Annotated in this window: 12 protein-coding genes and 1 pseudogene; 8 read left to right on the forward strand and 5 right to left on the reverse strand. The window is 71.8% G+C overall.

All coding sequences use genetic code 11. The annotated features are described in order from the left end of the window. Positions 1 to 56 precede the first annotated feature (56 nt). Positions 57 to 509: a MerR family transcriptional regulator gene (locus RZ50_RS19015; protein ID WP_196946962.1), complete on the forward strand. Its 453-nt coding sequence runs from the start codon at positions 57 to 59 to the stop codon at positions 507 to 509. 40 nt (positions 510 to 549) lie between these two features. Here RZ50_RS19015 and RZ50_RS19020 read toward each other — a convergent pair whose 3' ends face one another. The 4 genes from RZ50_RS19020 to RZ50_RS19035 all read right to left on the reverse strand — a co-directional run bounded on the left by RZ50_RS19020 (position 550) and on the right by RZ50_RS19035 (position 7659). Continuing rightward, a complete protein-coding gene (locus RZ50_RS19020) occupies positions 550 to 1737 on the reverse strand; it encodes an agmatine/peptidylarginine deiminase (protein WP_196946963.1) in 1188 nt (395 codons plus the stop codon). 64 nt (positions 1738 to 1801) lie between these two features. Continuing rightward, a complete protein-coding gene (locus tag RZ50_RS19025) occupies positions 1802 to 2839 on the reverse strand; it encodes an agmatine/peptidylarginine deiminase (RefSeq protein ID WP_196946964.1) in 1038 nt (345 codons plus the stop codon). Between the two features lie 277 nt (positions 2840 to 3116). After that, the gene (locus RZ50_RS19030; protein WP_254802878.1) at positions 3117 to 3671 is read right to left on the reverse strand and encodes a TetR/AcrR family transcriptional regulator; all 555 of its coding nucleotides are present in this window, start codon (positions 3669 to 3671) and stop codon (positions 3117 to 3119) included. A gap of 193 nt (positions 3672 to 3864) precedes the next feature. Beyond that, the gene (locus RZ50_RS19035) at positions 3865 to 7659 is read right to left on the reverse strand and encodes an RICIN domain-containing protein (RefSeq protein WP_196946966.1); all 3795 of its coding nucleotides are present in this window, start codon (positions 7657 to 7659) and stop codon (positions 3865 to 3867) included. Between the two features lie 368 nt (positions 7660 to 8027). Here RZ50_RS19035 and RZ50_RS19040 point away from each other — a divergent pair, with 368 nt between their 5' ends. The 3 genes from RZ50_RS19040 to RZ50_RS19050 all read left to right on the forward strand — a co-directional run bounded on the left by RZ50_RS19040 (position 8028) and on the right by RZ50_RS19050 (position 16164). Next, positions 8028 to 15266 carry an RHS repeat-associated core domain-containing protein gene (locus RZ50_RS19040; protein WP_196946967.1) on the forward strand — a complete coding sequence of 2413 codons (7239 nt, stop codon included), beginning with the start codon at positions 8028 to 8030 and terminating at the stop codon, positions 15264 to 15266. Positions 15267 to 15289: 23 nt separating this feature from the next. Next, positions 15290 to 15667 (forward strand): hypothetical protein, encoded by a 378-nt coding sequence (locus RZ50_RS19045; RefSeq protein ID WP_196946968.1) that lies wholly within the window; start codon positions 15290 to 15292, stop codon positions 15665 to 15667. A gap of 68 nt (positions 15668 to 15735) precedes the next feature. Then, entirely contained in the window at positions 15736 to 16164 is a 429-nt protein-coding gene (locus tag RZ50_RS19050; RefSeq protein ID WP_196946969.1) for an SMI1/KNR4 family protein, read from the forward strand. Between the two features lie 428 nt (positions 16165 to 16592). On the opposite strand, the gene RZ50_RS19055 is transcribed toward RZ50_RS19050, so the two are convergent. Beyond that, positions 16593 to 18035: a hydrolytic protein gene (locus RZ50_RS19055; RefSeq protein ID WP_196946970.1), complete on the reverse strand. Its 1443-nt coding sequence runs from the start codon at positions 18033 to 18035 to the stop codon at positions 16593 to 16595. Between the two features lie 321 nt (positions 18036 to 18356). On the opposite strand from RZ50_RS19055, the gene RZ50_RS19060 reads away from it, so the two are divergent. The 4 genes and pseudogenes from RZ50_RS19060 to RZ50_RS19075 all read left to right on the forward strand — a co-directional run. Further along, positions 18357 to 19082, forward strand: coding sequence for a LuxR C-terminal-related transcriptional regulator (locus RZ50_RS19060; protein WP_196946971.1), 726 nt, complete (start codon positions 18357 to 18359; stop codon positions 19080 to 19082). A gap of 199 nt (positions 19083 to 19281) precedes the next feature. Then, the gene (locus tag RZ50_RS19065) at positions 19282 to 22536 is read left to right on the forward strand and encodes a hypothetical protein (RefSeq protein ID WP_308271853.1); all 3255 of its coding nucleotides are present in this window, start codon (positions 19282 to 19284) and stop codon (positions 22534 to 22536) included. Beyond that, on the forward strand, positions 22533 to 23273 hold the full coding sequence (locus RZ50_RS19070; RefSeq protein ID WP_196950821.1) for a DUF4255 domain-containing protein: 741 nt from the start codon (positions 22533 to 22535) through the stop codon (positions 23271 to 23273). Before RZ50_RS19065 ends, RZ50_RS19070 begins: the two co-directional genes overlap by 4 nt. Then, positions 23270 to 23921 (forward strand): annotated as a pseudogene (locus RZ50_RS19075) (ATP-binding protein); the annotation flags it as partial. The gene RZ50_RS19070 and the pseudogene RZ50_RS19075, both read left to right, overlap by 4 nt.

The raw sequence follows: 23921 nt of genomic DNA on the forward strand, positions 1-23921 counted from the left end.
CGTGAAACCCTCACATATATGTGAGGGTCAACGCGACTTGGTGTGGGGTGGATCACATGCGCATCGGAGAGCTGTCGGAGCGAACCAACACGTCACGCCGCCTACTGCGCTACTACGAGGAGCAGCAGCTCATCGTCTCCACCCGTTCCGCGAACGGTTACCGTGAGTACGACGAGCGCCTGGCGGACCGCGTCATGCAGATCCGGGGACTGCTCGACGCCGGGTTGCCCACGAGGATCATCAAACAGATTCTTCCCTGCCTCGACAAGCCCCGCACGATCCATTTCTCCGACGCGACGCCGGAGATGATCGCCACCCTGACGCTCGAACGCGACCGGATGACCGAGCGGATCAACTGCCTGATCCGCAACCGGGACGCGGTGGCCGACTACCTTGAAGCGGTCAGCGGCACCGGCGACCCGGAGGTTGTCGTCGCGAGGGCCGGCTCCGGCACCGGCGACCCGGAGGTTGTCATCGCACGGGCCGGCACCGGCGCCGCCACGGCGTGACCCGGCGCCCCGTGCGGGGGCCGGGCCCGGAGCGCCGCCGTCAGCCGACCGCGGGGATGTCGTGGGTCGCGCAGTGGATGCCGCCGCCACCGGCCGCGATCGCGTCGATCCCGACCGGGACGATCTCGCGGCCCGGGAAGTACTGCTTCAGGATCTGCTGCGCCCGGTCGTCGGCCCTGGCGTCGCCGAACTTCGGCAGGTAGACGCCCTTCGAGCCGATGTAGAAGTTCATGTACGAGGAGACGAAGGCGTCGCCGCGCCCGGTGATCACGTCCGGGTCCGGCTGCTGGAGCTCGACCACCTGGAGCTTGCGGCCCGTCGCGTCGGTCGCGTCCTTGAGGACGGTGCGGGCCTGGTCGGCGGAGCGCGACCAGACGTCCGGCGGCGTGCCGGGGAAGGCCCGGTCGAGCAGGACGACGCCGGGGGCGGCGAAGCGGGCCAGGCAGTCGACGTGGGCGTCGGTGATGTCCTTGCCCTTGACGCCCGCGAGCCAGATCACCCTGCTCACGCCGAGGACCCTCTTCAGCTCCGCCTCGATCTCGTCCCGGCTCATCCCCGGGTTGCGGTTGTCGTTGACGACGGAGCTCTCGGTCACCATCAGGGTGCCCTGGCCGTCGGTCTCGAAGGAGCCGCCCTCGGCGACCAGCCGGGTCTCCACCCGCTCGACGCCGTACTGGGCCAGCACCGTCCGGGCGACCTTGGCGTCGTTGCCGTGCTGCTGCTTGCCGCCCCAGCCGTTGAAGTTGAAGTCGACGCCCTTGACCTTGCCGCCCTCCTCGACGAACACCGGCAGGGTGTCCCGGGCCCACAGGTCGTCGACGGCGACGGGCACGACCTCGACCGCCGAGCCGCAGGCCTTCCGCGCGGCGTCCCTCTGCTCGGGGCGGGCCATCAGGACGACCGGCTCGCGCGCCGCGATGGCCTGGGCGAGGCCGGCGACGTCCCGGCGGACGTCCGGAAGCTGATCGCCCCAGACGCTCTCGGAGGCGGGCCAGGACATCACCGTGCGCAGGTGCTTCTCCCACTCGGCGCCGAAGCGGCGGGCGGCGGGGGTGCCCGGGGCCGTACCGCCGGGCTGCGGGGGCGTCGACGCGGTGCCGTCGACGCCTCCGGCGCCGTCGACGCTGCTGGGGTCGCAGGCGGTGAGGCCGAGGGTGAGGGCGCCGACACCGGCACCGACTCCGGCGAGGGAGCGCATCAGGGTGCGGCGGGACAGGGCGTTGGTCATGCGGGTACTCCGGCTGAGGGGTGGCTTCGACAACGGTAAACGGCGGTGGTTGCGATCGCGGCGGCTACGGCAGTGGCTCGTGCATGGTCGAGCAGTGGATGCCGCCGCCCCCGGCCATCAGGCGGTCGACGTCGAGCTGCACCACCTCGCGGCCGGGGAAGGCCGCGGCGAGCGCCTCCCTGGCGGCGGCGTCCTTGTACGCGTCGCCGAACTGGGTGGTGATGACGCCGCCGTTGACGACGTGGAAGTTGAGGTAGGAGTCGACGAACTTCGAGCTGCGGGAGCGGACGGTGTCCGGCCCGTGCACGGGGACGACCTGGAGGCGGCGGCCCCGGGCGTCGGTGGCGGTGGAGAGGACCGCGAACTGCTCGCGGGCGTCCCGGGCCCAGACGTCGTCGCGCTCCGGGGGCGGCAGCTGGACCATCACCACGCCGGGCCGGACGAACCGGGAGGTGACGTCCACGTGGTCGTCGGTGATGTCCTGGCCCCTGATCCCGGGCAGCCAGATCATGGTGTCCGCGCCGTAGGCCTCCAGGACGGCCTCCTCGATCTCGTCCCGGCTCATGCCGCGGTTGCGGTTCTTGTTGACCAGGCTGCTCTCGGTGGCCATCACGGTGCCGTCGCCGTCCGTCTCGATCGCGCCGCCCTCGCCGACGAAGTCGGCGTAGGTGTACCGCAGGCCCCGGCGGGTGGCGAGGAGCTCGGCGACCCGGGCGTCGTCGTGGTGGACCTGCTTGTTGCCCCAGCCGTTGAAGTTGAGGACCACGGCGTCCAGGCCGCCGTGGCCGTCCCGGCGGAACACCGGCGCGGTGTCGCGCATCCACAGGTCGTCGGTGGGGATCGCGCTGATCACCTCGACGCCGGAGCCGCACCTGGCCCGGGCCTTGCCCGCCGTCCAGTCGTCGGGGGCGCACATGACCACCGGCTCGAACTCGGCGATCGTGCGGGCGATCAGCGCGATGTCCTCCTGGACGCCGCCCAGGCGCAGTCCCCACACGCCCCGGCGGGAGGGCCAGGACATCCAGGTCCGTGCGTGCGGGACGTCGTCCGCCGGCACCCGGGGGTAGGGCTCGGCGGAGCGGGCGTCGTGGTAGCGGGTCATGAGGGTCTCCAGATCGTGCGACGGTGCCGGGGGGGTGTTGGGAGGCCGCCGGTTCCACTCTTCGCGCCGCAACGCACCGGCGCACCACGTGGGACGGGTCGGCGGCAGCACCCTCTCCGCGGACTCAGATTCGCACTGACTGAAAAGTCAGTCAAACTCATGCCCATGCCATGACCCGGCGGATCCGCGTGTGCGCGGGGCGTCACGGAGCGGTTCGTCGTTCCTGCTCGGGAGGGCTCAGGAGGGGCCGGGGGCGGGCAGGAGGGCCCGGGAGGGCTCAGGAGCCGAGCCGGGCCACCTCGGCGTCGATCGCGTCCAGCATGAGCGTCCGGGCGTGCGCCAGCGGCAGGCTGCCGCTGAGCCAGCGCGTGCTCAGCCCCTCCAGCAGGGCCGTCAGCCGCTCGGCGGCGCCGGCCAGGCCGACGGCCGAGGCCATCGGTCGCACGTCACCGAGCAGTTCGGCGACCTCCTGCACCCAGATCCGGGTGGCCCGTGCCAGGTCCTCGCGCAGGGTCTCGTCGAACACCGCGCTCGCCCGCAGCTCACCCCAGGCGGTGCTGTTCTCCCGCACCTCGACGGTGTCCTGGAGTTCCAGCAGCAGCGTCTGCTCCAGCTCCTCGCGGGCTGTCAGCGGCGGGGCGTCCGCGGCGCGATCGGTCGTGTACCGTCCCGCCCGGTCGTTGATGAACTCCAGCGTCTGCCGGAGGATCCCCGTGCGGTCCTTGAAGTGGTAGTAGATCAGCGCGGTGGACACGCCCGCCTCGGCCGCGAGCTCCTCCACCCGCAGCCCTCGCACCCCGCGCCGCGCGATCACCCGCGCCGCTGCTTCCATGATCGACGTTTTACGACTGGCCACGATCCATCACCTTACCGGGGGTGCGAGCCGGGATCGCTCCGTATGCTGAAAATCCAGTCAGGCGGAGTCGGATGGTGGCGAGCACACCGGGGCCGGGCATGCGGACGGCCCGACCACCGCGACTCCGGGGAGGAGTCACGGCGGCCGGGCCGCGCGGGTATCGGAGAGGTCAGGGCTTCGATTCGGGGGTCACGGTCCACAGCTGGTTGACATTGGCGCCGATGCAGTCCCAGATGCCGAGGCGGATGCCCTGGTCGGCGGCCCAGCCCGGTCGTTCGAGGCAGCGGCCTCCGGGGAGGGACGGGCTCACTGTGGCCGGGAGGTAGATCCGGCCCTCTGGGGTGGTTGCCCACTTCTGGGTCGGCTGGTTGTCGCAGACGGCCATGCCGACCTGGACGCCGTTGCCCAGCGAGGCGTTCTTGGCGGTCAGGCAGTAGCCGGAGGCCCGGATGGTGCCGTCGATGCCGAGGGTGAAGCGCTGATTGATGGTCTCCCAGCAGGCGTACGCGGCCACGTCGGCGCCGTTGCGGGGACCGCCCTCGGCGTCGACGCACTGCCACGGGACCTGGTTGGAGTGCAGGGACACGCTGGCGTTGGCGTAGCCGAGGAGCTGCCAGTTGTCGAAGCCGTCGACCTTGCCCGGGTTGCCGATGCTGCTCTTGCCGGGGAAGACGGTGATCGCGTTGTTGTTGTTGATTGCCCAGAGGTCGGGGTAGCCGTCACCGTTGAGGTCGGCGGCACCGACCTTGGGCTGGGCCGCGACGGTCCAGTTGGCGCCGCTGAGGATCACGGTCCCGCTGTTGGGCTTGGTGAGCGTGCTGAAGTCGACCTGGCCGTCCGCGGTGAACCCGAGCGGGTAGGCGTAGATGTTGCCGTTGGTGCGGTGCCGCGCCCAGAGCGTGGCCTGCCGGGTCGCGGGCTTGCCGATCGTCGAGGTGGTGCCGTTCGCCGGTCCGGGGTTGATCAGCTCGTAGTCGTCCCAGGTGCCGCTGTTGGGGGCGGTGGGAATGAGCAGGGCGGTGGAGCTGACGTCGTTCCACTTCTGTTCGCTCACGTTGTGCAGCCACAGCCGGCCGCCCTCGACGGTGAGCAGGGACGTCTGGCTGATGATCGACGTCTTCGCCGGGTTGGTCGGAGTGGCCGGGGTGGTGCTGGTCAGCTCCCCGTCGGGGGTGCCGAGGGCGACTATCTGGCTGACCTGGGACCAGTCGGCGGCGAACGGCCGACTGTCCGGGCAGGCCACCCCCGAGGTCGGTACGGCGGCGCAGGCGGTGGACTTCGGCCGGGTCAGCGGCGTCTTCTGGTAGACGTCGTACCGGCCGGTGCCGTCGTTGTCGATCAGGTACAGGTTCTTCTTGAGGTTGGCGTCCTTGGTGTTGTGGACGATCAACTGGTCGAGCGTGCCCGCCTCGTTCAGCGTGCCGCGGTGGGTTATCTGGTAGTCGGCCCAGGTCGTGGTGGTGTCGTTGACCCCGTTGCGGGGCGCGCTGGCAGCAGCCGCGGTGATGGCACGCATCGGGTCGGCGTTACCGGCGATGGTTCGCAGGTTGCCGCCGGCGTCCGCGATGACGATGTCCGCGAGCTGGTCGCCGTCGGTGTCGCCGAAGACCGGGACGGAGCCGGGCTTCCACGGCGCGTAGAAGGAGTAGTCGGCGCGCTGGCTGTAGTTGCCGGCGATGTCCATGGCCCATGCGTAGACGGTGTTGGTGCCCCACCTGGTGGGCGTGAACTTGACCGTCTCACCGGGGCGGTAGGTGCCGGACTGACCGCACTGCCAGCCGACGACCGGCGTCGGATCGGTGCTGAAGCGCGTGCAGGCGACACCCGAGGCCCACAGGCCGGGCCCGGGAGCCGGGTCCTCGGCGTTGAGGACGAAAGTGCCGGGCTGGGTGTCCATGGCGAACCGGGTCGGGTGGTCGTTGGGCGTCCCGGACGGCGGGAAGTCCGGGGAGCTGATGCTGACGCGCGGGGCGGTCCGGTCGACACGGAAGTAGCACCAGGCACTCGACGGTGAGGTGAGCGCACCGTCCGCGGCCTTGGCGTACCAGCCGTATTGGTGGCCGTCGGAGAGCGACCCGACCGGCTGGCTGTAGCCCGGGTCGTTGTAGCTACCACCCCAACCTCCGTCGAGGAGGGAGAAGTTGGGGTCGTTGTCGTCCCACATGTGGAAGCCCGTGTAGAGGCTCTGCCCGGTGGGGGACCAGCTGTTGACGATCAGGTTGATGTTCTGGTTGTTGCCGACCCAACCCGGATTGTCCCAGGGGTGGGCGCCGCCGCTGGTGCACTCGGCCGTGCGGCGAGTGTCGGCGAAGCCCGGTCCGGGGCTGGTGCGCGGGTACCAGACGGTGGGCGTGATGTCGTAGGTCGTGGCGATGCTGAGGTTGCTGGCGATCTTGTGCCGGTAGAGCTTCTCCCACTCGGTGGCCTGCGGCGCGATGCCGACGGTCCAGATGGACTGCTGGCCGGCGGCGACCTGCTGGATCGCGCCGGTCACGTTGACGGCGAGCGGTCCGGTGCCCTTGATCTGCTGCCCGCCGACGTAGGTGCAGCCGTTCATCACGAGGTTGCCGTTGGTGCCGCAGGGCTGGTCGTTCCAGTTGCTGTGCTCGTGGATGAGGTAGTCCCGTGGCGCCGCGTACACACCGAGGTCGGTCGGAGTGTCCATGCTGGAGGCGTCGCTGACCTGGCCGTTGAGCGTCGAGGTGAACACCGTGGGCGGGAACTCGGCGCCGGCCGGCTTGGTGTAGATGGCCGGGTTGATTCGGAACTGGAAGTAGGCGCGTTCGCGGCCCTCCACGGCGCAGTTCAGCCGCGGGTCGCTGCTGTGGTAGCCGCAGTAGCCGGTGGAGAGGTCGGTCTTCTTGTTGTAGTTCTCGGCGGTCTTGTAGTTCTCCTGGACCTGGACCGAGCCCTCGGAGTAGCTGGCCACCGAGGCCAGGGTCGGGTCGAGGTACCAGGGGCCGGTGCCGGAGCGCAACGCACCCTGGTCCGGCGTCAGTTCGAGGGCTCCGCCGACCACCCGGGTCGCGATAGCGGCGACGTTGGCGCCGTCGCCCGGCCCCTCTACGGAGGACGCCGGCGTCGCCGGGGGAGTCTCGGGGTCATGTGCCGCAGCAGCCAGCCTGGCCGCCGCGACGGCGGACACCGGGCGGGAGGAGTCCCACTGGAGCGGAGAGGGGGAACGGAACCGCAGGCCGCCCTTGTCGTCCTTGACCTCGACCGAGCCGGACTCGGTTGCGGAGACGGTGAGCCCCTCGGCCTTGAGAGGGAAGCGCAGGGTCTTCAACGCCGGGTTGGCGGCGGCTTCGGCGGAGCGGACCACGATCACGTCCCGCCACCCGCCGACCGGCAGGGCGGTGAGCTGGAGGTCGACCCCGGGCAGGACGTCCGGGTAGGTGGCGGTGTCGCCGTTCAGGGTCGGCTTGGGAAGGGCGAACGGCGCCTCGACGGCGAGCCTCTTCCCGTCGTCAGTGGCGACCGTGGCCATAGGGCCGTTGCCGCCGCCGGAGAAGGTCAGTGCGGTGGATGCGACGGCCGGGGAGAGCGTGCCGTCGGGGTTGGCGCGCAGTGTGGCATCGAGGTCGGCCCAGCCGTCGGACCGCTTGGTGCGGACCGGGGCGCTGTTGTCGGTGGTGGTGAGGGTGCCGTTCGGGTTGGCGACGGTCTTCGACGCTTCGGTGGTCATCGTCTCGACCGTGACCGGCTTGCCGGTCGACTTCGCGGTGGTCAGGGCGTCGAGCAGTGCCTGCTGTTCCGGCGTGCGTGCCGGAGCCGGGCCGACCGGCACGATCGGCGCGGGGGTTCCGTCGGCGGGGCCCGGCCCGGCCGCTGCCGAGGGCGTGCCGAGCAGGCCGAGGCCGAGCGCCAGACTCGTACCGAGTACGGCGAGGGCCCGGTTCGGCGCTCGTCGCGGGCCTCCATGGGGTGTCTGGATCAGTGATGATTGTGTGTGTTTGATGGACAAAGGTTTGTCCCCTTCGGTGAAGCCGTCGCGACCGAGCAGCACGTGCGGGAACGAACGATGGTGTCTCATCTGGCAGTTCGTCAACCTCATTGCGATTTTGTCTTCACATGTCCCATTGGTGATTCCGCTTTGAGTAACGAACATGTAAAGCCGGGTCGGTTCGTCCGATTCGGGGTAGCGGCAGGTAGTTGATCTCACTAGGGTCCGTCGCCTGATCGGTACACGGACGGGTCCGCACTGGTGATACCGCGTCAGCCCGTCCGTCAGACGGAAGGACACTGGTGGAGCTTCGGCATGCCCCGGGACGGGGCGACGGACGACGGAGGAGGAGCGGCCGCTGGTCACCCGGCCTGGCCGCCCTGCTCGCGTTGACCTTGACGGGTGTGGTGGTGCCGCCGGGCGTGGCCTGGGCGGCGGCCGAGCCGGACGAGCAGGTCTGGTCGCCGCCGCAGACGCCGTTGGGCGCGGACACGCCGTCAGTGCCTGGCCGGGACTACGTCCCGGACGAAAAGGGCAGCAGCGGACCGGCGTCATGGACGCCGGTCGTCGCGCCGCCCGTGGAGCCCGGCAAGGCAGTCGTCCGGCTGGGCGCCGACGGTGAGGAGGCGAAGGCGGCTCGGGCCGCGACCGGTGGGGCGTCCCCCGCTTCGGACGGCACGATACCCGGGCGGGCCGGGCAGTTGCCCGTCCTGCTGGCCCCCACCGCCGACGGTGCGGCGAGCGCGACGGCGGTGGCCGTCGAAGTGACGGACCCCGCCAAGGGCAGGGCCGTCGGCACGGGAGGCGCCCTGGTCGCGCTGACCGACGCCGACGCCACCCCGTCCGCCGAGGGACGGCGGGCGCAGGTCTCGCTGGACCTGAAGGGGTTCCAGGCCGGAGGCTGGGTGGACCGGGCGCGACTGGTGGCGCTGCCCGGCTGTGCGCTGACCACGCCTGAGCGGGCCGAGTGTCGCACCAGGACTCCGGTGGACTCCACCGTGGACGTGGCGGCGGGTCAGGTCACCGCCGAGGTCACTCTGCCGCCCGTCGGCACCGCGGCCGCGAAGTCGGCGACGGCACAGGCCGCTCCGGCGGCCCAGAGCGCCTTCTCGGCCCCGATGGTCCTGGCCGCCGAGCCGGGCCCGTCGGGCGCCGGCGGCAGCTACGCGGCGACGCCACTGGCTCCGTCGATGGAGTGGAGCGCCGGCTCGAACGTCGGCAGCTTCACGTACAACTACACGATCCAGCTCCCGCCGACCCTAGGCGGCCTGGCGCCGTCGGTGGTGCTCGACTACAACTCCTCGGCCGTCGACGGCCGGACATCGGCGACCAACTCCCAATCCACCTGGATCGGTGACGGCTGGTCGTACGAGCCGGGTTTCATCGAGCGCTCCTACCGCACCTGTGACAAGGGCGGCGACAAGGGCATCAAGGACTCGGGTGACCGCTGCTGGGGCGGGCAGAACGCCACGCTCTCGCTAGCGGGGCGTTCCGGAGCCCTGGTCCGTGACGACGACAGCGGCGTCTGGCACCTGCAGAGCGACGACGGCTCCAAGGTCGAGCAGCTCACCGGTGCCCCGCACGCGGCAGGTGACCGCGACTACCGTGACACCGAGTACTGGCGGATCACCACGCCGGACGGAACCGAGTACTACTTCGGTAGTAACCACCTGCCCGGGAGCGACGCCACCGACCCGGCCGCCCAGTCCGTTCTGACCAGCCCGGTCTACTCGCCCAACCCGGGCGACCCGTGTTACAGCGCCGCCACCGGCAAGGGCTCCTGGTGCCAGATGGCCTGGCGCTGGCAACTCGACTACGTGGTCGACGCGCACAAGAACCTGATCACCTACCGCTACGCCTCAGAGGGCAACCACTACAACCGGGGCGGCGGGCAGAACAACGGCAACGGCACGCTCACCTCCTACGAGCGGGCCGTCACCCTGAAGGAGATCGGCTACAACCAGCGCTACGACGAGCAGAAGGCCGCGAAGGGCACACTCACTCCGGGCGCGTCGGTGCTGTTCGACGCCACGGCCGAGCGCTGCAACCCGAGCGGCAGCATCACCTGCGCCGAGAGCCAGCGCACCGCCGCCAACGCGGACGCCTGGCCGGACGTCCCGATCGACCAGCTCTGCGCGGCCTCGGGAACCTGCACCAACTACGCGCCGGCCTTCTTCTCCACCAAGCGGCTCACCTCCATCACCACCCGGGTGACGACCGCTTCCGGGCCGGTCACCGTGGACACCTGGGCGCTCGGCCAGTCCCTGGTGGACCCGGGCGACGGTACCAAGCGCACCCTCTGGCTGGACTCCATCAAGCGGACCGGCAGCGACGGTCGCCCCGACGTGGCCCTTCCGGCCGTCGGCTTCGCCTACAAGATGATCCCGAACCGGGTGGACGGCCTGGTGCCGGCCTCACCGATGTTCATGCGTCCGCGCATCCGGGAGATCACCACCGAGACCGGCGGCCGGATCAACGTGGTCTACTCCGACGCGGAGTGCTCGCGCGTCAACAAGCACATGCCAGCCTCCGCCGACACCAACACCATGGCCTGCATGCCGGTCAACTGGTACCTGCCGGGCCAGTCCTCGCCGGACCCGGTGCAGGACTGGTTCAACAAGCCGATGGTCCGCACCGTCACCGAACAGGACCTGGTCACCAGCCCATCGGTCACCCGGACCACCGAGTACACCTACGGTGACAAGGCCGCCTGGCACCGCGACGACGCCGAGTTCACCGACCCCAAGACCCGGACCTGGGACTACTTCCGAGGCTACGAGTGGGTCGTCACCACGACCGGCAGTGCCTTCAAGGACGAGGCCCCGAAGACCCAGAAGAAGACCACCTACCTGCGCGGCATGGACGGCGACTACAAGGCCGACGGCACGCAGCGCGGCGTCGACGTCGCGAGTCCGCTCGGCGGCACCGTCAAGGACAGCGACTGGCTGGCCGGCACCGCCGTCGCCACCGAGGTCTTCGACCAGGCCGGTGGCACCGTCCGGTCCGTGTCCGGCAGCCTGCACAGTGGGCAGACGGTGACCGCGACCCACGCCCAGAGTGCGGGCGTGCCGAAGATCTACGCCCGCTACGCGGACTCCCAGGTCACCGACATCGGCAAGGCCAAGCTGTCCGACGGCAGTTGGCGCACCACCACGGCGGTCACCACCACCGATCCGGCCCACGGCAACCGGGTTCTCCAGACCTCCGACAAGGGTGACGGCACCGCCGCCACCCCGGAGGTGTGCACCTCGATCGAGTACGCGGCCAGCGACAACCCGGCCCTGCAGATCCTGCCCTCCCGCCGGATCACGGTCCAGGGCCCTTGCGGCACCGCCGCGACCGCAGCGAACACCGTCGGCGGCAGCCGGACCCTGTACGACGGGCGGCCGTTCGGCCAGGCCGGCACCATCGGCGACGCTACCAGCGTGCAGGTCCTCGACCACTACGACGCGGCCGGCAAGCCGGTCTACGCCCACGGCGGCAGCACGACCTTCGACGCCTACGGTCGTACCGTCACCACGTCCACCCCGGACGGGTCGACGTACGACGGCAACGGCGCCCGGCTGAGTGACGCGACGCTCACCCCGGCCACCACCCGCACCACCCGCAGCCCGGCCACCGGCCTGTTCCCGACCACCGTGACCACCACCGGCCCGATGGGCGCCGGCTGGACGGTCGTGGTGAACCAGGAGCCCGGCCGTGGCCTGCCACTCAACGAGACGGACGCCAACCAGCGGACCACCACCCAGCAGTACGACGGCCTCGGCCGCCGCACCGCCGTCTGGGCGCCGGGCCGCAGCACCGGCGACCTTCCCAACCAGCGTTTCAGCTACGCGGTCAACGGCACCACAGGCCCCTCGGTGATCACCAGTGAGTGGCTCCAGAAGACCGGCAACACCTACTCGGGCCAGCGGGAGATCTTCGACGGCCTCGGTCGCCCACGGCAGAGCCAGCGGACCAGCGACGCCCGGGCCACCGGTCGGCTGATCACCGACACCGCGTACGACTCGCACGGCTGGGTGATCAAGACCTCGGCGCCCTACTACGAGGCCACCACCGCGCCCAGCGGCACGCTGTTCCTGCCGCAGGACTCGCAGGTGCCGGCCCAGACCTGGACGTCGTACGACGGCATGGGCCGTCCGGTGCGCGCCGAGTTCCGCTCCAACGCCAACCTGCAGTGGGCCACCACCACCGCGTACCCGGGCGCGGACCGGGTCGACGTGACCCCGCCGGCGGGCGCTTCGCCGACGACCACGGTGACCGACGCCCGCGGGCGCACCGTCGTGGCCTGGCAGTACCGGACCGCGACGCCGACGGGCAACCCGGCCGACGCCGCCATCAGCAGCTTCACCTACACCGCTCTAGGCCAGCCGGCCACGCACACCGACTCCGCCGGGAACACCTGGAACTACGCCTACGACCAGCTGGGCCGGCAGACCTCGGTCACCGACCCGGACGCCGGTACCTCTCGGACGTACTACGACGTCAACTCCCGGATCGATCACACCGTCGATGCCAAGGGCAACACGCTTGTCTACACCTACGACCTGATCGGCCGGAAGACCGGTCAGTACAACGGCGGCGTCGCGGACGCGAACCTGCTCGCCTCCTGGACGTATGACACGCTCGCCAAGGGCAAGCCGACCTCGTCCACCCGCTACGTCGGCGGGAAGGCCGGCGCGAAGTACGTCAACGCCGTCACCGGCTATGACGTCGCCTACCGACCGACCGGAACGGCCGTGACCATCCCCTCTGCCGAGGGCACATTGGCCGGCACCTACAGCACCGAGGCAACCTACGAGCCCGTCCTCGGGCTGGTGGACACCCTCACGCTGCCGGCCGCCGGCGGGCTCCCCTCGGAGACCATCGGTTACACCTACAACGACACCGGGTTGTTGGTCTCCAGCAAGAGTCTCAAGAAGTCCGTGGTGGCCGAGATCGTCTATGACGCCGCCTCCCGGCCCGTGCGGACCACCGTCGGTCCGTACGGCACGCAGGTGGTCTCCACGCAGCAGTACGACTGGGCCACCGGGCGGGTCATCAACGCCTTCGTCGATCGGCAGAACGGTACGGTTTCGGCCGACCAGAGCAGCTATACCTACACCGAGTCCGGCCGCATCACCTCGGTGACCAACCTTCAGGAGGCCCGCGACCGGGACCTGCAGTGCTTCACCTACGATGGGCTCGGCAGGCTGACCAACGCCTGGACGGACACGGGCGGTACCCACACCACGGCGGACTGGACGGATACCTCCGGCGTCAAGCACGGCACCGGCAGTTCCACCAAGGTCCCCGGCACGGGTGGATGCGACAACGCCACCGGACCGGCGGCCGTCAACCCCGGCGGGCGCACCGTCGGTGGTCCGGCGCCGTACTGGAACACCTACAGCTATGACACCGCGGGCAACCGCATCGGCCTGGTCCAGCACGACATCACCGGCAACAGCCTCAACGACACCACCACCATCCAGACCTTCGGAGCCGCCGGAACCCGCAACACCCCGACCAGCGCCCCCAATACCGGTGGTGGCACGGGTGGTCCGCACGCTCTGCTGAGCTCCGTCACCACTGGTCCGTCGGGTGCCAAGACCACCCGCTACCAGTACGACGCGACTGGCAATACCACCGCGATCACCGACACTTCCGGCACCACCGGCTTGGCCTGGAATGCCGAGGGCAAGCCGACCAAGGTCAGCAAGACCGGGACGGCTAGCGACACGGACTACGTCTACGACGCGGACGGCAACCAGTTGGTCCGGCATAGCCCCGGCAAGACCACCCTGCTGGCCGGCACCGACGAGCTCACCCTGAACACGGCCACCCAGGCCATCGCCAACACCCGTTCCCTCGACGGCGGCGGCGGGCTGACCTTCACCCGCGTCACTGCCCCGGTTGGCGGCGGCACCGTGGTGATCCAGGCCGCTGACCCGCACGGCACCAACGGCCTGCAGATCGGCACCGACCCGGCCATGACCGTCACCCGACGGCCCACCGACCCCTTCGGCAACCCGCGCGGAACCCAGCCCGCAGCATCCGCCTGGGCCGGCACCAAGGGCTTCGTCGGCGGTCTGAAGGACGACGCCACCGGTCTCACCAGCCTCGGAGCACGGCAGTACGACCCGGCAACGGGCCGCTTCATCAGCCCCGACCCCATCCTCGACCCGTCGAGCCCGAGTCAGTGGAACGCCTACGTCTACTCCTACAACGACCCGGTCAACGCCAGCGACCCGAGCGGTCTCTACGGCAGTTGGTGCGCCTCCCAAGCCTGCGCCGATGCGACCCAGAAGGAAGAGGAGGACAGGGCCGCCAAGGCCGCGGGCGCCGGCAACTCCGGTGGCGGAGGCAGCACCGGGAGCAGCAGCGGTGCGGGCAACGGTGGGAGTGACGACGTGGGGCCGAAGTACGTCGCGATCAACAGCAGCCTGTCGATCCAGGACGACGGATCGGGCCTCGTTCAGAAGTTCGCCAAGGCGTACAACGCGGCGGTCGCCAAAATCCCGCACCCGGAGTACATGACCGCGAAGGACGACGTCGCAGCCCTGGCCGAGGCGTGCAAGGCCATTGGGCCGGCCTGCAACCGCGACCTTGAGGACATGATCGAGGGCCTGTGGGCGGTGGATGTTGTCGGACCCGCGCAGTTCGGCGCGCCGCCGATTCACAATGCGGGCGTCATGATCAACGCATGTGCCTTCAAGTCGGCGTGCGGTGACGGCAACAAGGCGGTCTACTACGAGCCCGACGGTCTGACATACGGCTTCCAGGGCGTGGGGAAGATCGGGGGGCCGATGCCCAACCAGATGTCCATCGACCTCGGGGGCGGCTGGAGCCTGGGGGTGTGCCACAGCTTCCCGGCCGACACCGAGGTGGTGATGGCCGACGGTTCCCGGAAGAGGATCTCCGAGGTCCAGCCAGGTGACAAGGTGATCTCGGGAGACGGGGACGGCGCGGCGACGACGTCGGCGCCGGTGACCGACGTGATCACGACCGAGAGCGACAAGGCGTTCGTCAGGATCGCTGTCTTCGACGGTGACCGCACCGAGAACCTGACCTCGACCGAGAACCACCCGTTCTGGAGCGCTTCGCAGGACCGTTGGGTGGAGGCGGCCGATCTCGTGCCTGGGGCGAGCCTGCGCACCACCGACGGCAGGACTGTCGTGGTGACAGGGGTGACTCCCTTCACCGATCACGAGCGGACGTACGACCTGAGTGTCGAGCAGACCCACGCATACTTCGTGGTGGTCGGCGACGTCGCGGTCCTCGTTCACAACTGCGGGGACGGTCGACCCGGGCAGAACTTGCCCTGCACCTGCTCGATGGACGACGTCTTCGTTCGCCGAGGCACGAGCTGGGAGAGCACAGGCCGTCTGGAGCGCATGGCCAGCGAGGCGGAGGCGACCGGTCGCCTGCCCTACGGGGTTTCGGTGACCGTGCCGGAGTCCAACGCGGCACTGTCGAACAATCCCGCGGACGCTTCGACGGCTACGAAGGGAGCGATCGTGGCACACTTCGAACTGCGCTACACACCGACGAGGGCCGATAACATGCACCACACCGTCGTTCTCCCGAAACCTGTCCAGGCAGAGGCTCAGGGGGCGTTCAACCGGGCATTCGGAAGGAAGAAGCGATGACCTCGGACCAAGGTCGCTCCGTCATGAAGGCGGTCGCGATCTTCGACTGGCAGGATGGTCCCCGGGAAGGCTTCGCCCGGCTGGAGACCGGGCACGGGGCGTGGTGGTACTTCCGGACGCTGGCCACGCGCTTCGATCCGGACGACATCGACCAGTGCCTCTACGCCTTCTCGGAGGTCCCGGCGGACGACGCGCTTGTCCTGGAGGACGAGTTCGGAGCGGCGGAGGGGCGGCCGATCATCTGGCCGGGAGACCCCGGCGAGGTCTCGGAGGGTGCCACCGAGGTCGTCGAACGGGTCGCCGCCGATGCGCCACCCCCGTCCCTCGTTGGCCGAGTGGTGAGTTCTACCGGGTGCTGCGAGCTGTGGCAGGTCTACACGTCGTTCGGTTTTCCCAGGTGAGTTCGGGGTCGGGCCCATCAGAGTGCCGACGAGCTCGCACTCGCCCAGGCCCTCACGAAGGCCAGTTGATGGTCGCCGAACTCGATGGGATCGTGGCCGGCCTGGTGCTGCCGGAGTCGCTGCTGCGGCTGACGGCCGGTGGCCGGGTGCGGCTGCGGTACGACGCGGAGCGGATCCGGGAGGTCTTCCAGGAGGAGGGCGGCTACCTCTTCGAGCTGTTCGATCCGGCCGCGATCGGTCGTCAGACCGCCGACTTCCGGCGGGAGGCGCGCGGTGACGAGGAGGAGCGTGAGCTGTGGGTCGTGCCGGGGGTGGGAATCGATCCGGAGCGGTCTCTGCTGATCGGCAGCCTCGGTGCCGACATGCCCATCGCGCTGGACTACCGGGGCGACCCGGCGGAGCCGAGGGTCCTGTACTGCGGCGCCGACGGTTGGAGGGTCGTTGCGGAGAATGTGAATCGATTCCTCTCCCTCGTCGGGATCGGATCGGCTGAGTAGGAGAGACGGAGGCGTGCCCCGGGCAACACCGGGGCACGCCTTCCGGCGTTCCCGGATCCTGCCGGGGAACTGTGGAGTCGCCCCCGGCCGGTAGTGGAGCGTCGGCCGCCGCTTTCGGCCCGGACCGGGGGCTCTGGGGGCGTCAGGAACCGTGTGTCGGGGCAGAGTTCGCGGTCCGTGGGGGACGGGCCGGGTGCCCGTGGGGGGCAGATTGGGCGGGTGGGTGCGGTTGGAGCGGGTATGGGGTGAGTGTCCGAACCGGTCGCGGTGGGCGGCGGATTTGACATGGCCACGTGCTGTAAGGGGAGATACGGGAGGGGGATCGTGGAGATGGACGGGTCGGAACGGACCCGTCGGCATCATGAGGGGCAAGCGGCGCACCTTCCGGTCCGGTTGCCCGGAGGGGAGGATGCGCCGTGCCCGTCGAATCAGTTTCCTTGCCTGATGTCGCTCAACGTCCCGCTGACGTTCAGGAGTTCGCGGCACGTCGCGGCCTGCTTGCCCGAGGCCGGGGTGCCCGGCGCCTCGCAGGTCACGCTCGCCGTCACCGCCTGGTCCTCGGGGACCTGGATGGGAGTCACCCAGTGGTAGTCCTGGTTGCGGAAGGTCTCCAGCGCGATGGTGGTGATCGTCTGGTTGCCGGCCGTGATGGTCACTAGACCCTGGTCGCCCTGGAAGTTGGAGACCACGATGTCGGTGATGTCGAAGACCTTGCCGTGCGGGACCTGGTAACTGCCCACCGCGGCGGCGCCGCTGCCGGTCTGCACGTCGATGGTGGCGGAGCTCTGCTGTCCGGTGCCCGGCACGGCCAGGCCGCCAGGGCCGGTGCCGCCGCGGCCGGTGGTGCCGGGGGTCTGCTGTCCGGTGCCCGGCTTGCCCGGGGAGGCGGTGTTCCCGCCGGAGGGGGCCGTCGGTGCGCCGCCGGCGGGAGCGGCGGCAGTCGGCGCCGGGGTGGCGGACTGCTGGGCGACGGCCTGCTCGGCGGCCTGCTTGGCGGAGCTGCGCACCGCCGGGCGGACCAGGGCGAACCAGGCCAGCAGCAGCGCGAGCAGCGCCGCGAGGAGAGCGAGCAGCCACTTGGGGAGGATCGGGAGTTGGATGAACTCACCGTCGAGGACGGGACGTTGGACGGCCGGGGCCTCGGTGGCCGGGGCGGCCGCGGACTTGCCGTCGGCGGCCTTCGCGTCGGCCTCCTTGCCGCCCGGAGCCGCGCCGCTCGAAGCCGTGGCTCCCGAGGCGGCGCCGCCCGAGGCCGCGCCGCCCGCGCCCTGCGCCAGGCCCACCGTGACCTCGAACGGCCAGGACGCCGGCTTCCCGAACCAGATCAGCTTGCGGCTGCGCGCCTGCACCCGCAGCTCGCCGGACTCGCCCGGTTCGAGCTTCAGCCGTTCCGGGGTCACCCGGAACCGCAGGTCCTCGCCGGCCTGTCCGGGCGTGAGGACGATGGTGTCGGGGGCGTTCCCGAGGTTGCGCACCGACGTCCGGTAGCGGCCGCGCAGCCAGCCGCGGCGGCGGCGCGGCGCGAGCGCGGCCTGGAGCTCGTGGAACGGCGTCACGGTGACGGTCGCCTCCGGTACCGTCACCAGGTCCGGGCGCTCGGTCGGCAGCACCCGGATGCCGAGCGGGAACTCACCGGCCCGCGCGGAGGACGAACGCGGCGGGGCCAGTCGGACCGTCACCGTCTCGGACGTGCCCGGATAGAGCGAGATCCGGGCCGGCTCGACCGTCGTCCACGCGGCGCAGTCGCCGACCACCTCCAGCGTGTACGCCTCAACGATGTCGAGGTCGTTGCGTACCGTCAGCGTCGTGGTGGCCACGCCACCGGGCGCCACCGTCAGTGCGGGCAGGCCGAGTTCGGCGGATGTGGTCATAGCCTGACGGTAGGACCGCCGGGCGGTCCGAGGAGAGAGCCGTACGGGCAACCCGTGGGCACACCCCTTGCCCGTACGGGCGGACCGGCCCTGCCCGGCGCCGGCGCGCCGAACCGCGCCCGCGCCGCTCGTCCCGCCGGCGGCCGTACCACTCCGCGGGCGAACGCCCGCGCCACTCAGACCCGCGGACGCCCGGAGCCTCAGACCCCCGGGCGTCCGCACCACCCTCAGGCCCATGGCCGGCCGGGCGCTACGGCGGACGGCCGTCACCGCAGCAGGTCCACTGGAGACCCCAGGGCCACTGGAGAATGGAGTAGTTCGATGACGACGACCGAGACCTCTCGTGAGGAAGCCGTCACCGCCAGGCGGACCGTGGTGGCACAGCGGTCCCGCACCGCCCGGCCGTCGGCCCGGCCGGGCGCCGCCGCGCAGGTGCGCGTGGCGGTGTACGCGGAGGATCTCATCCTGCAGACCGGCGTGGTCCAGCAGTTGCGCCAGCGGCCCGAGGTGGAGCTGCTGAGCGAGGCCGAGGCGGCGGGGGCGGACGTCTCCCTGCTGGTGGTCGACGCCCTGACCGAGGCGGTGGCCGAGAACCTGCGCCGGCTGCGGCTCGCCACGTCGGGCCGGATCGGCCTGGTGGTGGGGCAGTTCGAGGCCGGCGGGCTGCAGACGATCGTCGAGTGCGGGGTCGCCGCCGTGCTGCGCCGCTCGGAGGCGGACCAGGACCGGCTGGTGCACCTCATCACCGCGCTGGCCAACGGCGAGGGCGTGATGCCCGGGGACCTGCTCGGCGAGCTGCTCGACCGGATCGGGCTGCTCCAGCGCACCATGCTGGACGGGCGGGGCCTGACCCTGTCGACCCTGACGGCCCGGGAGGCGGAGATGCTCCGGCTGGTCGCGGAGGGCTTCGACACCAGCGAGATCGCCACCAAGACCTCGTACTCCGAACGGACCGTCAAGAACGTGCTGCACGAGATCATCACGCGGCTGGGCCTGCGCAACCGGGCGCACGCGGTGGGGTACGCCATGCGGCGCGGCCTGATCTGAGCCTTGCGTCCGAGGCCTACGTCCGAGGCCCGCGTCCGAGGCCGCATCCGTGGCCGCATCCGTGGCCGACGGCCGTAGCGGCCTGCCCTTTGGGGACACAGGTCGTTACCCCCGGCTCGGGCACCCGGGCTCTGTTCCCGGGCGCCCGGGCCGGGAAGACTGCGGGGGAGACCGCCCCTGCCACCCTGAGAGGTCGAGCGTGATCGGCGCCACCGGCACTCCCCGCTCCATCCGGCGGCCGGCCCGTGCCGCCGTCGCCGTCCTGCTCGCGCTGGCGGCCGCCGTGGTGACCCTGGGCACCTCCGCCCCCGAAGGGCGGAGCAGCCCCACGGCGCAGGCCGCCGCGGCCGACCCGGCCGCCGGGCGGATCGTCTTCGCCGGCACGAACCACCGGGGCCTGGGCCGGGTGACCGGCGCGGCGGACAGCAGCCCGCTGTTCGGGCCCGGCCCGATCCACTTCGACCAGGACCCTTCGGCCCGGGGCGGCGAACTGGTCTTCACCAGCCTGCGCGACGGCCCGCTGCCGCAGGTGTACCTGCGCGACGCGGCCGGCGCGGTGCACCGGCTCACCACCGGCATGGACACCTCCCAGCCCGCGCTGGCCCCGGACGGCAAGGCCGTCGTCTTCGTCGCGCTGGAGCCCACCAGCACCCCGGGCACGTCCCAGAAGGTCCTGTGGGTGGTCAACCGGGACGGCACCGGGCTGCGCCGGCTGACCGACGGCGCGGCCGACGAGACGCACCCGACGGTCTCGCCCGACGGCCAGTGGGTCGCGTACGCCTGCACCGGCGAGCCGGGGCACCTCCAGATCTACCTGCGGCCGTTCGGCGGCGGCGCGCCCGTCAAGGTCACCAACGTGACCAGCGGGGACGCCATCGACCCGACCTGGAACCCGGTGAACGACGACGCGCACCGCAACGAGATCGTCTACACCTGGGACCAGGGCGACAAGGGCCGGACCCTGATCCTCACCTCGCCCACCGGCGGCGAGAAGGCCTTCTTCCCCGGCACCGGCTCCACCTGGAAGAGCGGCTCCGCCTCCTGGCTGGCCGACGGCACCGGGGTGCTCTTCCTGAGCGCCGACCGGCTCACCCCCGCACCCCCGGGGCCGCCGGCCGACCCGGCCCAGCCGCCGGTCGTGAACCTCTACCGCGCGCCGACCTGCTCCTGCACCGACCCCCAACTGCTCTACAGCACCAACCGGTTGATAGCGGCCCCGACCTGGCTCGGCACCCAGGCCGAGGGCGGGCCGGTGGTGGAGCAGACCAGCGCCTCCGCCGCCAACGTCGCCGACCTCCAGGACATGCGCCCCGACGGCGCCGACCCGCGCGACCTGGGCGTCAGCGTGCTCCGGGAGGACCCGGCCGCCGACACCAACACCAACCCCGACCCGGCGGCCGACCCGCTCTTCCACCCCCGCCCCGGCTACGACCCCTGGTACGAGCGGCAGGCCTACACGCCCGACGGCCGGCAGATCGTGGTCACCCGCTACGAGGACTCGCCGGCCGGACGGATCGAACGGATCTGGCTGGCCGACGCCGACGGCGCCAACCCGCACCCGATGAACCTGGCCGGTCGCGGACCCCTCGACCGGGACACCGACCCTTCCCTGTCGCCGGACGGCAGGTTGATGGTGTTCAGCCGCAGCTCCCCGGGCGGCGCCCAGCAACCGGCGAGCCCGGGCCGGATCCTGGTCGCCGAGGTGGCCACGGGCGCGATCCTCGGTACCGTCCAGCCGCCGGCCGACCAGCCGGGGGCCTCCGACGGCGAGCCCTTCTGGTCCCCCGACGGCAAGCTGATCGCCTTCTCCAGGACCATGGTCGTCAACGGCAACGCCGGCAACCTGCACATCTGGACGGTGCCCGCCGGCAACCTCGCCCAGCAGACCGACCTCAGCCGGGCGATCTGCCCGGGCACCTGCAACGTCATCGACGACAGCCCCGTGTTCTCGCCGGACGGCCGGCGCCTCGCCTTCAACCGCAAGGCCGGTGACGGCGGCAACAACCGGCAGGACGGGGTGGTGGTCACCTCGCCCACCGGCGGCGACTGCGCCGTGGTGCTGCCCAGCGGGCTCGGCGCGGGTGCCTGCACCCGGCCGCTGCCCGAGCGCTCCAACGGCCCCTTCCAGCCCCGCGACGTCGCCTGGACGGCCAACGGCGCGCAGCTGGTGCTCACCTCCCGCCGGGCCCTGCCGCCGAACTCGCCGGAGGGGCTCAAGATCTACGACTTCGCGACCGACAAGCTCACCGCGCTCGACTGGCGCCTGCCGGGACGCCAGAAGGAGCCGGCCGTCCAGCAGTCCGTCGACCTGGTGCTCGGCGCGCCCGCCCGGACGCCCGCCGTCCCCGTCGGCGGCGGCACCGACGTGGTCGTCACCGTCACCAACAAGGGCCCCGCGCCCTCGCCCGGCACCGCCCTCACGGTCTCGGTGCCGACCGGCGCCCGGCTCGGCGGGCTGACCACCCCGGTCGGGCAGTGCGACGCCGGGGCGCTGCGCTGCGAGCTCGGCACCCTGGCGCCGGGTGAGGTCGTCAAGATCAAGGCCAACCTGGTCGGTACCCGGACCGGCCCGCAGGAGTTCGGCTGGTCCGTCACCGGTACGGTCGTCGACCCGAACCCCGAGGACGACTCCGCCCAGACGGTCCTGCCGGTGCTGGAGGCGCCGACTCCCTCGCCGACCGCCACCCCGTCGCCGACCGCCACGCCCACCCCGACCCCGCCGCCGACCGCCACGCCCACGCCCACCCCGACCCCGCCGCCGACCACCTCGCCCACCCCCGCACCGCCCCCGGCCCCCGCACCGCCGCCGCAGGCCGGCCCCGGGGTGGCGGTCGACGCCCAGCCCAACCCCGGCTACGTCGGCGGCCACGTGACCGTCAGCTACACGGTGCGCAACGACGGCCAGGCCCTCGCGACCGGGCTGCGCCTGACGCTCGGCCTGCCCGCCGGGGTGCCCACCGAGGCCCTGCCCCCGGGCTGCCGCTCCGGCGGCTGCCAGCTGGCCGACCTGGCCCCGGGCCGCAGCCAGGTGGTCCGGGTGGTGCTGTCGCCCGTGGCCGTGCTGGACACCACCGTCACCGCGGAGCTCACCACCACCGGCACCGACGCCACGCCGGGACCGCACCGGGCGAGCACCCCGCTGCGCGTCGTGCAGCCCCGCATCGTCGCGGTGCCGCCGATCGGCAAGCCCGGTTTCGTGACCTCCGTACGCGGTGTGGACTTCCCGCCCGGCGTGCCGGTGCGGTTCACCTGGCAGCCCGGGATCACCGCCGCGGCGGCGCCCACCTACCCGCGGGCCGACGGGACCTTCGCGGGCCAGCTGCTCATCCTGCCCAAGGACGAGACCGGCCCGCGGACGATCACCGCCGACGGCCCAGGGTTCTCCCCGGTGACGACGCCCTTCCTGGTGGTGGAGGGCAGCATCGGCCCGCCGGGGGAGGTGGATCGGCGGTGATCCACGAGGTCGACGAGGCGCTGCGGCTGCTGCTCGCCGAGGCCGGACTGCCCGAGCGCGGGGTCGAGGTGGTCTTCGACGCGCCCACCCGGGACCTGGCGGCCCGGCGCACCGCGCCGACCGTCAGCGTGTTCCTGTACGGGATCCGCGAGGACACGGGCCGCCGGCAGTCCGGCACCGTCGCGGAGCACGACGCCGACGGCGTGGTGGTCGGCCACCGCGCCGCGCCCCGCTGGTTCGAGCTGGCCTACCTGGTCACCGTCTGGACCAACCGGCCGCAGGACGAACACCGGCTGCTGGCCGAGGTGTTGCAGTGCCTGACCGCCGTCGACTCGCTGCCCGCCCGGGTGCTCACCGGCACGCTCGCCGGGCTCGGACTGACCGTCGGGCTCGACATCGCGGGGCGCGAGACGGGACTGCCGTCGGTGGCCGACGTCTGGTCCTCGCTCGGCGGGGAGCTGCGGCCGTCGATCGACCTGCGGGTGCTCGCCCCGCTGCCCGGCGCGCGCACGCCCGCCGGACCGCCGGTCACCGACGGCCTGGTGGTGCGCGTCGAGGACACCACCGCCGCGGACACCGCCGGCACGGACACCGCCCGGGAGGACGCGGCACCCGCCGACGGCACGGGCCGCCGACTGCGCTACCAGGGCGGCGAGACCCCGGGGCCGGACGGCTTCGCCGCGCCCAGGCAGCGCCCGCTCCCGCCGGGCCGACGGCAGCGGGGCGGGGCGCGATGAGCATCGACCTCGGCCTGGCGCCGACCGGCGCCGACCACCTCTGGGAGCGGCTGCACCGGGTCGAACAGCGGGTCCGGACCGCGGTGCGCGAGCGCCGCGCCGACGACCCGGACCCGGACGACCCGTACCGCGGCCAGTACCTCAGCCCGGAGGCGGTGGAGCGGATCCTGGCCGCCTCCGCCGCGGCGTTCCGCGACGACCAGGCCCTCGGCGACGGGCCCGCGCCGCCGCCCGGCTCACGGCTCGCGGCGCTCAGCGACGCCTTCGGACTGCTCCTGGTCGACCTCGAACTCCTGCTGGTCGCCCTCGCCCCCGACCTCGACACCCGCTTCGAACAGCTCTACGGCTACCTCAACGACGACCTGACCCGACGCCGGCCGACCATCGGACTGGCCCTCGAACTGTGCGGGCTGCCGGGCGCCGGCGCCGGCCGCTTCCGGTTCTCCACCCGGGCCCCGCTGATCGCCGGCGGCCTCCTGGAGGTCGGCGAACCGGAGCGCCCGCTGCTCTCCCGCACCCTGCGCGTACCGGACAGGGTGACGGCCCACCTGCTCGGCGACGACGAGCCGGACGGTCTGCTCGCCGGGCTGGCCCGCCGCGCCGCCCCCGCGCCCGGAGCGGCGGCGGAGCACCTCGACGCGCTGCGCG

Source organism: Kitasatospora sp. SUK 42, from assembly GCF_015776785.2.
Lineage (GTDB): Bacteria > Actinomycetota > Actinomycetes > Streptomycetales > Streptomycetaceae > Kitasatospora.

Coding starts and splice junctions, on each gene's coding strand:
- RZ50_RS19015 (WP_196946962.1), top strand. CDS start 57: ATGCGCATCGGAGAGCTGTCGGAGCGAACCAACACGTCACGCCGCCTA.
- RZ50_RS19020 (WP_196946963.1), bottom strand. CDS start 1,737: ATGACCAACGCCCTGTCCCGCCGCACCCTGATGCGCTCCCTCGCCGGA.
- RZ50_RS19025 (WP_196946964.1), bottom strand. CDS start 2,839: ATGACCCGCTACCACGACGCCCGCTCCGCCGAGCCCTACCCCCGGGTG.
- RZ50_RS19030 (WP_254802878.1), bottom strand. CDS start 3,671: ATGGAAGCAGCGGCGCGGGTGATCGCGCGGCGCGGGGTGCGAGGGCTG.
- RZ50_RS19045 (WP_196946968.1), top strand. CDS start 15,290: ATGAAGGCGGTCGCGATCTTCGACTGGCAGGATGGTCCCCGGGAAGGC.
- RZ50_RS19050 (WP_196946969.1), top strand. CDS start 15,736: ATGGTCGCCGAACTCGATGGGATCGTGGCCGGCCTGGTGCTGCCGGAG.
- RZ50_RS19055 (WP_196946970.1), bottom strand. CDS start 18,035: ATGACCACATCCGCCGAACTCGGCCTGCCCGCACTGACGGTGGCGCCC.
- RZ50_RS19060 (WP_196946971.1), top strand. CDS start 18,357: ATGACGACGACCGAGACCTCTCGTGAGGAAGCCGTCACCGCCAGGCGG.